This is a genomic window from Sporacetigenium mesophilum DSM 16796 (genome assembly GCF_059569055.1).
The window spans coordinates 78,190-91,651 of sequence record NZ_JCANUR010000002.1 but is presented as its reverse complement, the minus strand read 5'-3'; the positions used below and the strand labels follow the sequence as shown (position 1 = coordinate 91,651).

The 13,462-nt window shown below is 29.9% G+C and carries 13 protein-coding genes; 2 read left to right on the top strand and 11 right to left on the bottom strand.

Going from position 1 to position 13,462, the window contains the following annotated elements; all coding sequences use genetic code 11:
* Positions 1-120 precede the first annotated feature (120 nt).
* On the top strand, positions 121-636 hold the full coding sequence (locus BS62_RS03550; protein ID WP_496489871.1) for a chromate transporter: 516 nt from the start codon (positions 121-123) through the stop codon (positions 634-636).
* On the top strand, positions 621-1,148 hold the full coding sequence (locus BS62_RS03545; protein WP_496489870.1) for a chromate transporter: 528 nt from the start codon (positions 621-623) through the stop codon (positions 1,146-1,148). The genes BS62_RS03550 and BS62_RS03545 overlap by 16 nt, the downstream gene beginning before the upstream one ends.
* A gap of 35 nt (positions 1,149-1,183) precedes the next feature.
* Here BS62_RS03545 and clpX read toward each other — a convergent pair whose 3' ends face one another.
* From clpX to ligA, 11 genes are all read right to left on the bottom strand, one after another.
* Complete coding sequence (gene clpX, locus BS62_RS03540) at positions 1,184-2,440, bottom strand: ATP-dependent Clp protease ATP-binding subunit ClpX (RefSeq protein ID WP_496489869.1); 1,257 nt, start codon at positions 2,438-2,440, stop codon at positions 1,184-1,186.
* An 18-nt stretch (positions 2,441-2,458) separates the two neighbouring features.
* Positions 2,459-3,043 carry an ATP-dependent Clp endopeptidase proteolytic subunit ClpP gene (clpP, locus tag BS62_RS03535; RefSeq protein ID WP_496489868.1) on the bottom strand — a complete coding sequence of 195 codons (585 nt, stop codon included), beginning with the start codon at positions 3,041-3,043 and terminating at the stop codon, positions 2,459-2,461.
* 78 nt (positions 3,044-3,121) lie between these two features.
* Entirely contained in the window at positions 3,122-4,408 is a 1,287-nt protein-coding gene (tig, locus tag BS62_RS03530; protein WP_496489867.1) for a trigger factor, read from the bottom strand.
* A gap of 107 nt (positions 4,409-4,515) precedes the next feature.
* A complete protein-coding gene (locus BS62_RS03525; protein ID WP_496489866.1) occupies positions 4,516-5,037 on the bottom strand; it encodes a DUF2179 domain-containing protein in 522 nt (173 codons plus the stop codon).
* 24 nt (positions 5,038-5,061) lie between these two features.
* Positions 5,062-5,532, bottom strand: a complete 471-nt coding sequence (locus BS62_RS03520) for a metallophosphoesterase family protein (protein WP_496489865.1) — start codon at positions 5,530-5,532, stop codon at positions 5,062-5,064.
* On the bottom strand, positions 5,532-6,878 hold the full coding sequence (rph, locus tag BS62_RS03515) for a ribonuclease PH (protein WP_496489864.1): 1,347 nt from the start codon (positions 6,876-6,878) through the stop codon (positions 5,532-5,534). The genes BS62_RS03520 and rph overlap by 1 nt, the downstream gene beginning before the upstream one ends.
* Positions 6,879-6,937: 59 nt before the next feature.
* A complete protein-coding gene (locus tag BS62_RS03510) occupies positions 6,938-7,924 on the bottom strand; it encodes an AIR synthase family protein (protein ID WP_496489863.1) in 987 nt (328 codons plus the stop codon).
* A gap of 77 nt (positions 7,925-8,001) precedes the next feature.
* Entirely contained in the window at positions 8,002-9,432 is a 1,431-nt protein-coding gene (gene gatB, locus BS62_RS03505) for an Asp-tRNA(Asn)/Glu-tRNA(Gln) amidotransferase subunit GatB (protein ID WP_496489862.1), read from the bottom strand.
* Positions 9,433-9,446: 14 nt separating this feature from the next.
* On the bottom strand, positions 9,447-10,904 hold the full coding sequence (gatA, locus tag BS62_RS03500) for an Asp-tRNA(Asn)/Glu-tRNA(Gln) amidotransferase subunit GatA (protein WP_496489861.1): 1,458 nt from the start codon (positions 10,902-10,904) through the stop codon (positions 9,447-9,449).
* Positions 10,905-10,924: 20 nt separating this feature from the next.
* Positions 10,925-11,209, bottom strand: coding sequence for an Asp-tRNA(Asn)/Glu-tRNA(Gln) amidotransferase subunit GatC (gene gatC / locus BS62_RS03495; RefSeq protein ID WP_496489860.1), 285 nt, complete (start codon positions 11,207-11,209; stop codon positions 10,925-10,927).
* Between the two features lie 95 nt (positions 11,210-11,304).
* Positions 11,305-13,332, bottom strand: coding sequence for an NAD-dependent DNA ligase LigA (gene ligA / locus BS62_RS03490; RefSeq protein WP_496489859.1), 2,028 nt, complete (start codon positions 13,330-13,332; stop codon positions 11,305-11,307).
* Positions 13,333-13,462 lie beyond the last annotated feature (130 nt).

The window sequence follows — 13,462 nt, the reverse complement described above, 5'->3', positions numbered from 1 at the left end:
TAGCATAATTTTCAATAACAATTAATTTTAATATATGTTATCATAAGTCATATCTTCTTTGTTATTATGGTATAATATTAATACTTGTATACTTAAAATTAAAGTTCGTAGGTGATTTTTATGCTTAATTTATTTTTAACCTTTTTAAAAATAGGAGCTTTTACATTTGGCGGAGGTTATGCCATGGTTCCACTTATTGAAGATGAGCTTGTACATAAACAAGAACTTATATCTCAAGATGAATTTCTAGATTTCCTATCAATAGCTCAAAGTTATCCAGGTGCTTTGGCTGTAAATATATCTGTACTTCTGGGTTATAAACTTTATAAACTTCGAGGAAGTATTATATGTTTACTTGGGTCAATATTGCCATCATTTGTAATAGTTATAATACTATCATACTTGTATTTTCAAAATAGAAAATCAAAAATACTAGATTCTTTTTTTTATGGAGTTCGCCCTGTTGTTGTATCTCTTTTATTATATACCTTTTTTAATATGTTTAAAAACTTAGAAAAGACAAAAATTAATATAATTCTTTTATTAGTATCATTTTTATTAGTAGGAATATTAGGTTTAAGTCCTTTATATTTAATATTAGCTGGAGGAATATTAAGCTTATGTATAAAACATTAATTTTATTTATAGTATTTTTAAAAATAGGTATGTTCAGCTTTGGAGGCGGATATGCAATGCTTCCATTTATACAACAGGAGTTTATCCATAAATACAACTGGATAACAACTAACGAATTCTTAGACTTATTAGCTTTATCTCAGTCTACGCCAGGTCCCATAGCTATAAACAGTGCTACATTTGTAGGTTATAAAACAGGAGGAATATTAGGTTCTGTACTTGCAACCCTGGGAGTTGTTTTATTTTCTCTAGTAGGGTTGTCTCTTATATCTCGTGCATTAGTTAAATTTAAAGATAATCCTTATATTACTAAACTATTAAAGATTTTGAGACCTATAACTTTAGGATTTATACTAGGTGCTGGATATTTAGCATTGGGTGATATATCCTGGGATTTATATTCTATATTAGCTCTTATAGTATCATTTATTTTACTATATACAAAGAAGCTAAATTCTATATCTATAGTATTTGTATTTGGAGTAATAGGAATTTTCATAAATGCAATATAAAAAAGGAGCTTTCATAGCTCCTTTTTAAAATCATATTAAGCACTTTCTTCTTGGTCTTTTAGAACAAGTATTGGCTCTTTTTCGTTGTCGATAGTTTCTTTAGTTATTATTACTTTTTTAATATCTTCTCTAGAAGGAACCTCATACATTACTTCTAGCATAACATTTTCAACTATACTTCTAAGACCTCTTGCACCAGTACTTCTTTGTATAGCTTTTTTGGCTATCGATCTAAGTGCTTCATCTTCAAATTCTAATTCTACACTATCCATCTCCAATAGTTTCTCAAACTGCTTAACTAATGCATTTTTAGGCTCTTTAAGTATTTTTATTAATGCTTTTTCGTCTAATAAATCTAAAGTAGCTATAACTGGTATTCTTCCTATAAATTCAGGTATTATCCCAAATTTCAATAAATCTTCAGGTTGAATCTTAGCATATATCTTCCCTAAATCCATTTCTTTTTTACTTTCAATTTTAGCTCCAAATCCTAATGTTTTTTCATCAGTTCTTTTCTTTACTATTTTGTCGATACCATCGAAGGCACCACCTACTATAAATAATATATTAGTAGTATCTATTTTCAAGAATTCCTGATGAGGATGTTTTCTTCCACCTTGAGGAGGAACATTAGCAATTGTACCTTCTAAAATTTTCAGTAATGCTTGTTGAACTCCTTCTCCACTTACATCTCTTGTTATAGAAGGATTTTCAGACTTTCTAGATATTTTATCTATTTCATCTATGTATATTATACCTCTTTCGGCTTTTTCAATATCAAAATCTGCCGCTTGCACAAGCTTAAGTAGTATGTTTTCAACATCTTCACCAACATATCCAGCTTCAGTTAAAGATGTAGCATCAGCCATAGCAAATGGTACATTTAGTGTTCTAGCTAATGTTTGAGCAAGTAATGTTTTACCTGATCCTGTAGGTCCCATTAGTAGTATATTACTTTTTTGTATTTCAACATCTTTATTTTTGCTACTTCCTTTAGATTTTCCATATATTCTTTTGTAATGGTTATAAACAGCAACAGCTAAAGATTTTTTTGCTCTTTCTTGACCTATAACATAGTCATCTAGTGTTTGAACTATTTCAGCTGGCTTTGGAAGTGATCCACTATTTTCTTCAAAGTTATCTTCAGTTTCTTCTTGTATTATTTCATCACATAACTCAACACATTCATCACATATATAAACATTTGGCCCTGCGATTAATCTTCTAACTTGATCTTGATTTTTACCACAGAAAGAACACTTTAAATGTCTTTTATCATCATTTTTTGACACTCTTAACACCTCTCTTGGCTAAAGCCTTTTAGTAATAACTTCATCTATTAACCCATACTCTTTGGCTTCATCTGAACCCATAAAGTTGTCGCGTTCTGTATCCATTTCTATTTTTTCTAATGATTGCCCTGTTCTCTCTGCTAATATCTTATTTAGAGTTTCTTTCATTTTCAATATTCTCTTTGCATGTATCTGTATATCTGTAGCTTGACCTCTAGTTCCACCTAGTGGTTGATGTATCATTATCTCACTATTCGGTAGTGCGAATCTTTTTCCTTTTGCTCCTGAAGCTAGTAAAAATGCTCCCATAGATGCAGCCATACCTATACAAATAGTAGATACATCAGGTCTTATATATTGCATAGTATCATATATAGCCATACCAGCAGTTATACTTCCGCCTGGTGAGTTTATATATAAGTGTATATCTTTATCTGGGTCTTCTGCCTCTAAGAATAAAAGTTGTGCTACTACTAATCCTGCAGTAGTATCATTAACTTCATCACCTAAAAATATTATTCTATCTTTTAATAATCTAGAATATATATCGTATGATCTTTCTCCTCTTCCTGTTTGTTCTACAACTACAGGTACTAAAGCCATGGATTATACCCCCTCTTTGTGTTATAAATTTATTCTGTATATAATTTACAGTAGCCCAACTGGGCTACTGTAATATAATTAAGCTATATTAGCACTATTAACTATTAAGTCTATAGTTTTTCTTATAGCTAATTGTCCTTTTATATCTTCTATGTCTGCATCTCTTAAAGAAGATTTTAATTGTGCTACTTCCATATTATACATTTTACCCATTTCTTCGATTTCTTTTTCTAGATCTTCATCTGATACTTCAATATTTTCAGCTTTAGCTATAGCTTCTAATATTAATGAGCTCTTAACTAATTTTTCTGCTTCTGGTTTTCTTTCAGTTTTTAATTCTTCTATAGTTTTACCACTCATTTGTAGTAATTGTTGTAAGTTTAACCCTTGCATTTGTAATTGATAATCAAGTTCCATTAACATATTATCTATTTGAGTTTGTACCATAGCTTCTGGTACATCCATTTCAACAGTTTCAGCTACTTTATCAACAACTCTATTTCTTAATTCGCCTTCTGCTTTTTTAGAATTACTTTCTTCTAAATTTTTTCTAACATCTGCTTTTAATTCTTCTAATGTTTCAAATTCGCTTACATCTTTTGCAAACTCATCATTTAACTCTGGTAATTCTTTTACTTTTATATCATTTACTTTTACCTTAAATACAGCTGGCTTTGCAGCTAAGTTTGGTGCATGATATTCTTCTGGGAAATTAACATTTACATCTACTTCTTCACCAACATTAACTCCTACTAATTGTTCTTCAAATCCAGGTATAAATGTTCCTGAACCTATTTCTAAGCTGTAGTTATTTCCTTCTCCACCTTCAAAAGCTTCACCATCAACAAATCCTTTGAAGTCTATAATAGCTGTATCTCCTTCTTGAACAGGTCTTCCTTCAACAGTTACTAATCTAGAATTTCTATTTTTCATATCTTCTAATCTAGAATTTACCTCTTCATCAGTTACATTATACTCAACTTTTGATACTTCTATACCTTTATAGTTACCCAATTTAACTTCTGGTTTAACAGCTACTTTAACAACCATAACTAATCCGTTATCTTCGCTTAATTCTTCTATATCTAACTCTGGTCTATCTACAGGTTCTATGTTTAACTCCTTTAGTGCTGCTGGATATACTTCTGGGAATAACATATCTATAGCATCATTATAAAATACTCCCTTACCATATTGAGCTTCTATTATCTTTCTTGGAGCTTTTCCTTTTCTGAATCCTGGAATGTTATATTTTCCCTTGCTTTTGTTGTAAGTCTTATTAATAGCTTCTTCAAATTGAATATTGTCTATAGCTATTTTCAAAGTAACATCATTATTTTCTCTTTTTATAAATTCTGCTTTCATTAATTTATTCCTCCTAAGTTTTCTTTTTATGTAATAAAATTTATTTACATTTCTAAAATTTAACTATCTTATTATACCATATAACTTTTTTTATTTACAAGTAACTACTATCTCATCTTATTTCTTAAAAAGTATCCACCTTTAACAGTTTTAACATCCGATATAGTTACAAAGCACAATGGGTCGTAGAAATTTATGCATTTTTCAAACTTATCCAAGGCTTTCCTATCTAAAACTACTTGCAATATATGTTTTGTTCCTTCTTTACCTCTTCCTTCTACAACAGTGACTCCAAATTCATGGTTTCTTAAATACTCTGAGAAATCCTCTACATCCTTACCAGTAAATATTTGAGCTGTTATAAGACCTATAGCAATTCTAGATTCAAGCATTATACCCAAAACATTACCCGTTGCAAATCCTAAAGCATAGGATAATACATTACCAAAATTATCCATATTGCTTAATACTTTGTTTATGGCAAAAAGATATATAAGTATTTCTACTATTCCAATAAGAAATGAAAGTGCTTTTTTACCTCTTACCACAAAGAGAGTCCTTATTGTAGCCAATGTTATATCTGCACATTTGGCCGCAAATATAAATAAGTATCCTAACATGTATTCCATAAATATTTCTCCTACTATACAACTCTATAATTTTATTTTTTCTATTTTTATATTATTATTTTCTATATTTAATATTAGAAAACTTCTATAGCTAACTTCTCTTGGCAATGAGACACTTCCTGGATTTAAAAATAGTATATCATCTTTTGTTATATTAGCAGGAACATGAGTATGCCCAAATATAACTATATCTGCGCCTATATTTTTAGCTTTATTTTCTAAGTCTATTAACCCATTGTTTACGTTATATTTATGTCCATGACATACAAATATATTATATCCTTCAGTTTCAAATAAAATTTCATCTTCTACATTTTCAATATCACAATTTCCTTTTACCCCTATTACTCCTACTTTAGTCATTTTATGTATATATTTTGAGTCTACAAAATTATCTCCAGCATGAATTATAAGATCGCAATCCCTAAGATACGTTATGGCTATATCTATATACTCAGTAATTTTATGTGTATCACTTAAAACTCCGATTTTCATTATCTTGCTCTCTTTATGAATTCTTCTCTCATTTTTTGCAGAGAATTTGCTCTATGACTCATAGAATTTTTTATACTTGATGGTAATTCTCCAAATGTTTTATTGTATTTATCTACTATAAATAAGGAGTCATATCCAAATCCATTATTTCCTTTTTCCTCAAATCCTATTTTACCTTCACATGTTCCTCTAACTACGAACTCATTTCCATTAGGCATTACAACTGCTATTGCTGATACAAATCTTGCTGTTCTCTGACTCATAGGCTTATTTCCTAACATTTTTAACAGTTTTTTTCTATTGTCTTCATCACTTGCATTTTCACCTGCAAATCTAGCCGAATAAACTCCAGGCTTCTTGCCTAATGAATCTACTTCTAATCCTGAATCATCTGCTACTGATATCATTCCTGTAATTTTTGATACTTCTCTAGCCTTTTTAAGAGCATTTTCTTCAAACGTATTTCCATCTTCCACTATTTCCATTCCTTCTAAGTTTACATCTTTCATAGAATGAATTTCATAATTAAAATCTTTAAGTATGTCTGATATTTCATCTAGCTTATGTTTATTAGATGTAGCTATAACAACTTGATTTGTAGAAATAGGCCCTAATATTAAATCTGCTACTTCTCCTAAAGCTTTTCTTTGAGCATTTAATAATTCTTTATTTCCTATTTCACCTAATTCTAGTAATTTATTTAAATCACTTCTTGTGAAGGGAAATTCTTCTCCAGTTCCTTGAAGTTCAACGAATTCTCCTTTGTCTGTCATTATAATGTTCATATCTACCTGAGCCTTTGAATCTTCCTCATAGCATAAGTCTAGTAAATATTCTCCATTAACTATACCAACACTTATAGCAGATACAAAATTTCTTATAGGAATAATAGACATGTTTTTTGATTTGGACAGTTTATATAATGCATCTACTACAGCTACAAATGCCCCTGTTATAGAAGCAGTTCTTGTACCGCCATCAGCTTGTATAACATCACAGTCTATCCATATAGTTCTTTCCCCTAGTTTATCTAACTCTATAACAGATCTTATAGCTCTTCCTATAAGTCTTTGTATTTCTTGAGTTCTTCCATCTATTTTTCCTCTAGCAGCTTCTCTAATCTTTCTTTGGTGAGTAGATCTTGGAAGCATAGAATATTCTGCACTTATCCAACCTGTACCACTATTTTTAAGAAAAGGAGGAACCTTTTCTTCTATTGATGCTGTACATATAACCTTTGTCTCTCCCATTTCTATTAAAACAGAGCCTTCTGCATATTTTGTATAGTTTCTAGTTATTTTTATATCTCTTATTTGATCACTTTTTCTTCCATCAATTCTAGTCATGCTATCAATCCTCTCATATAAATATACTCCCAATGATACCATATGTAATATTATACTAACTATATTACTTTGTAAAGTTCATCACTTTCAGGAGGTTTTATTTCATGCACCCCTAAATTATTTATTAATAATTTTGTATTATTATCAGTTAACTTACCTATGATAGAATATTCAATTCCCTCTTTTCTAAAAGACGTTTCTAGTATATCTAATTTTTCGCCTTTAACTCCTATGATCATAGATCCACTAGATATCAACCTTAAAGGATCTATATTATAATGTTTACATATAATTTTAGTACTATTATGTATATTTATTTTATCTTCGTATATCTCACATCCTAATTTTTTAAGATGACATATTTCCCATATAGCCCCTAGTATACCACCTTCAGTTACATCATGCATAAATGTTGTACCTATTTTTCCTGCTATTATTCCTTCTTTGACTACACTTATATTATTTAATAAACTTTTTCCATCTTTTATTAATTCTTCTCCATATACATTTTTTAATTCATCTTCTTTTTCAAAACATATTATTCCTGTACCTTCTATGCCAGCGCCTTTAGTTAATAATATGTAATCTTCACTTTGTGCCTTTTCCATATTATTTAATTTACACTTAGGGGCTTTACCTACTCCTGTTGAAGAAATTATTATTCTATTTACAGCTGTAGTTATTTCAGTATGCCCTCCTATTATATCTACATTTAGTTTTCTTGCTTCATCAGATATATCCTTCATAATTTTATTTATTTCATACTCAGTAGTTCCTTCTGGTGCCATTATAGTTATCATTATTCCTAATGGCTCTACCCCCGTTGTAGCTATGTCATTACAAGTTATGTGTACTGCAAGCTTTCCTATTTCTTCTGATGTTCCTGTTATAGGGTCTGTACTCATAACACATATTTCTTCACCAAAATCTATTACAGCACAGTCAGCTCCAATATCAGGATTTACTATAACTTCATTTCTATTATTTTTTATATTTGAAAATACTAATTTTTTTAATTGATCTATTGTTAGTTTACCTACTTGCATAATTTCCTCCAAGCGATACGTTTTATATACAAATAAGACTGTCGATATAATCAACAGTCTTATTTTACTTAAAATAACTACATATTATTTATAACTTCCATTACTAATTTATTAGCCATTTGAGGATTAGCCTTACCTTTACTTGCTTTCATAACCTGTCCAACTAAGAAACCTATAGCTCTATCTTTACCATTTTTGAAATCTTCTACAGACTGCATGTTTACTCTAAGAACTTCTTCAACTATAGATTTTATAGCTCCTTCATCTTGTATTTGAACTAATCCTTGATCTTTTATTATATCATCTGGATTTTTGCCAGTTTCAAACATTTCTCTAAATACTTTTTTACCTGCATTATTATTTATCTTACCTTCAGATATAGTTTTTAGAAGATTTGCAAAATCTTCTTTAGAGAATTTAACTTCATCTATAGTTATTCCTTCGTCATTTATTCTTCTTAGTAGTTCAGTCATTATCCAGTTACTTATCATTTTTGGGTCATTAAATAATTCAACAACACCTTCAAAATAATCAGCTATTTCTCTATTTGATATTAATATATTTGCATCGTATTTTGGCAAGTTATATTCTTTTAGGAATCTTTCTCTTTTTTGTTGTGGTAATTCTGGCATATTTTCTTTTATATAATCTATAAATTCTTGATCAATCACTATATCTACAACGTCTGGTTCTGGGAAGTATCTGTAGTCTTGTACAGATTCTTTACTTCTCATAGATATGGTTGAATTATTAACATCATCCCATCTTCTAGTTTCTCTTACAGTATTTTCACCATTTTCTAGAAGTTTAGCATGTCTTATTTCTTCAAACTCTGCTGCTTTTTGAGCACCTCTAAATGAGTTTAGGTTTTTAAGTTCTACTATATTAGACTTAACTCCATCTTCTCTTATTATATTTACATTTACATCACATCTAAGAGAACCTTGTTCCATTTTAACATCAGATATTTCTGTAAATAATAATGTCTCTTTCAATTTTTCTAAGAACAAGTATGCTTCTTCAGGAGAATTCATATCTGGTTCTGTAACTATCTCAATTAGTGGAACTCCACTTCTATTAAAATCAAGTAACGTATCTCCAGTAGTATCATGTAGAGATTTGCCTGTATCTTCTTCAATATGTATTCTTCTTATTCTTATTTCCTTAGTACTTCCATCTTCTTTTTCTATTTCTATATAACCATTAGAACATAATGGTATATCGTATTGAGATATTTGATATCCTTTAGTTAAATCTGGATAAAAGTAATTTTTTCTATCCATCTTTGTATGTTTAGCTATTTCACAATTAAATGCAAGTCCTGCTTTTATTCCGTACTCTAATACCTTTTCATTTAGTACAGGTAAAGACCCTGGAAGACCTAAACAAATAGGACAACAATTTGTATTTACATCTGATCCAAATTCATTTTTACATCCACAAAATATCTTTGTGTTAGTAAGTAGTTCTGCATGTATTTCAAGACCTATAAGAGTTTTACTATTCATATCTTCACCTCCAACTATAAACTAGCTCTTTGTTTACTAAAATCTGTAGCAGATTCAAAAACATGAGCTACATTTAATAATGTATTTTCATCGAAGTAATTTCCTATTAATTGCATACCTATTGGTAGTCCATTTTTAAATCCACATGGTATAGATAGTCCTGGAAGTCCTGCAAGACAAGAAGGTATAGTACAAGCATCTTCCATGTACATAGCTAGTGGGTCATCAGTTTTTTCTCCAAGCTTGAAAGCTACATTAGGAGCAGTTGGAGCTATAATTATATCAACATCATTAAACGCCTTAACAAAATCGTGTTTTATTAACGTTCTAACTTGTAATGATTTTTTATAATAAGCATCGTAATAACCTGCGCTTAATGCATATGTACCTAACATTATTCTTCTTTTAACTTCTTCTCCGAATCCTTCACTTCTACTTTTTATGTATAATTCCTCTAATGAATCGTATTCAGATGCTCTATATCCATATCTTATACCATCAAATCTAGATAAGTTTGAACTTGCTTCACTAGGTGCAACAACATAGTATGTTGCTATTGCATATTCAGTATGAGGTAGGGATACTTCTTTAACTTTAGCCCCTAAAGATTTTAAAACTTCTATCCCACTTAATACTGCTTTTTTAACATCAGAATCTATACCTTCTCCGAAGTATTCCTTTGGAATTCCTATTTTTAAATTTTTTATACTTTTATTTAAATTTTTAGTATAATTGCTAACTTCTACATTTGCACTAGTTCCATCCATTTCATCTTTTCCAGCCATTTCATTTAAAACTAATGCACAGTCCATAGCACTTTTAGTAAATATACCTACTTGGTCTAATGATGAACCAAAAGCTATAAGTCCATATCTAGATATTCTTCCATATGTAGGTCTAAGTCCTACTAAACCACACATTGATGCAGGTTGTTTAACAGAGCCCCCTGTGTCAGAACCTAATGAGTAATAAGCTTGTCCTGATGCTACAGCTGAAGCAGATCCACCTGAAGATCCACCAGGAATTCTTTCTATATCCCATGGATTCTTAGTTTTCTTAAATGCAGACGACTCTGTAGATGAACCCATTGCAAATTCATCCATATTTGTTTTTCCAACCATGACAGCGCCACTGTTAAATAATCGATCTACTACAGTTGCATTGTATGGCGGAACAAAATTTTCTAACATTTTAGATGCGCAAGTTGTCTTTATCCCATCTGTACATATATTATCCTTAACGGCCATTGGAACTCCTGCTAATGGAGATAATTTTTCTCCTTTAGCTCTTTTTTCATCTATAGCTTTAGCCTGTTTTAGCGCTAACTCTGATGTTAAAGTTAAAAAAGAATCTACTTTTGGTTCTACTTCATTTACTCTATTTAATATTTCATTAGTAAGCTCTACTGAAGTTATCTCTTTTTTAGATAATTTGTCACTTACCTCTTTAAGTGTTAAATCATATAAATTCATACTTTCACTCCTTTCAAATCTTATTCTAAAACCTTAGGAACTTTGAAACATCCCATTTCTTTTTCCGGTGCATTTTGAAGAACGCTTTCTCTATCTAGAGAATCTTTTATTTCATCCTCTCTTAATGCATTAGTTAAGTTTATTGTGTTATAAGTTATACCTATATTTTCAGTATTTACACTTTGTAGTTGATCTACATACTTTAATACATCACCTATTTTATTAGATATTGCATCCATTTCATTTTCTTTAACTTCTAATCTAGAAAGATATGCAATATGCTTTATCGTTTCTTTATCTATCATGAGATTTCACTCCTTTCAATTTGATTCATAACTGTAATATTAAACATTATAAATAAGATTATACATTTTTTACAATAAATAGTAAATTGTACATACTATATTTTAGATAATATCTCTTCTATTTCATCTTTAGAATTCATTTTAGTAAGCTCAATAAATTTCTCTTCATCTATTACCTTTATGCCCAGGTCATTTGCTTTTTCTAGTTTTGAACCAGCTTCTTCTCCAGCAAGTACAAATGTAGTTGATTTACTTACACTTGAAGTAGCCTTGGCTCCTAATTTTTCAATTATATCTTTTGCATCATTTCTCTTAAGAGTAGGAAGGGTTCCTGTAATTACTATTTTCATACCTTCAAATACTTTGACTAAATCATTTTCCTCTACTTTTAAGCTCTTAGTATTCACCCCTACATCCTTAAGTTTCTTTATTATATTTAAATTTTTTTCTTCCTTAAAGAATTCAACTACACTTTCTGCCATGGTTTTTCCAAATTCATCTAAGTTTATCAAGTCATCTATATTAGATTTTGATATATTGTCTATATCTTTAAAATTATTTGCTAGTATTTTGGCGCCCTTTGAACCTATAAATTTGATACCTAGCCCATGTATGAGCCTTGAAAGGTCATTGTTTTTAGACTTTTCTATTGAATTTATAAGATTTTGAGCAGATTTATCTCCCATTCTTTCAAGATTTATAAGTTGATCTTTTTTTATATAGTATAAGTCTGCTACATCTTTTATAATATTTTGATTTAACAATAAGCTAACTATAGATTCACCAAGTCCCTCTATGTTCATTGCATCTCTAGAAACAAAGTGAATTATCCCCCTCCTTATTTGTGCAGGGCATAACATATTTATACATTTAACCGCTGCCTCTCCTTCTACCCTCATAGTAGGCTCTCCACATACGGGACATACTTCTGGCATTTTAAATTCATTTTCATCACCTGTACGTTTTTCAAATACAACTTCTACAACCTGAGGTATTATATCTCCAGCTTTTTGAACTATGACAGTATCTCCTATTTTTATATCCTTTTCTCTTACATAATCTGCATTATGAAGAGTTGCTCTACTTACTGTGGAGCCAGCAAGTCTTACTGGTTCAAGAATAGCAGTAGGTGTTATAGTTCCAGTTCTTCCAACTTCTACTATTATATCTTTTACCTTAGTTTCTTTTCTCTCAGCTGGAAACTTATAAGCTATTGCCCATCTTGGACTTTTAGCTGTATACCCCATTTCTTCTCTTTGAGATAAATTGTTTACTTTTATAACCATTCCGTCTATATCAAAATCTAAATTTTGTCTGTTATCTGTCCAATATTTTATATAATCTATAACCTCATCAATTGATTTACACACTTCATAATTTGGACTTACTGTAAATCCCAAATTGGTTAGATACTCCAAGCTTTCGCTATGAGTTTTAAATTCTTTATTATCTATATACTCTAAATTAAAAATGAATATATTCAAGGGTCTTTGTGATGTTATCTTAGAATCCAGTTGTCTAAGAGATCCTGCTGCTGCATTCCTTGGATTTGCAAATAAAGATAATCCCTGTTCTTCTTGTTTTTCATTTAATTTTTCAAATTGTTTTCTAGGTATATAGACTTCACCTCTAACACCTAGTGTATCTTTTTCAATTAGCTTTAATGGTATAGTTTTTATTGTTTTTAGGTTTTGAGTTACATCTTCTCCTAAAACTCCGTCACCCCTAGTTGCTCCTTGGACAAACTTTCCATCTTTATATGTAAGACCTACAGATAATCCGTCTATTTTAAACTCAACTACATATTCAATATTGATGTTAGATATTTCTCTTGTTTTTCTATCAAACTCTCTTAAGTCATTTTCTGAATATGCATTTGATAAACTAAGCATTGGCATTTTATGTATTACTTGATTAAATTTGCTAAGAGGTTTACCCCCAACTCTTTGTGCAGGAGAATCTTCCCTTTTATATTGAGGATTTTCTTCTTCTAATTCAATTAATTCTTTTATGAGTTTGTCATATTCATAGTCTGATATTTCTGGACTATCTTCTATATAATATTTGTGATTATGGTGATTTATTAAATCTATTAATTCATCTATTCTTTTGTTTATTTCCATATTTCCACCTCTTATATATGTCTTTCGGTATTATATCTTTATCTCTTAATATATAATAAATTTTCAAGTTATATCAAGGGTCTTTGTCTATATTGTGTAGTTTTTATAATTTTATTTATTTCCTTATAAT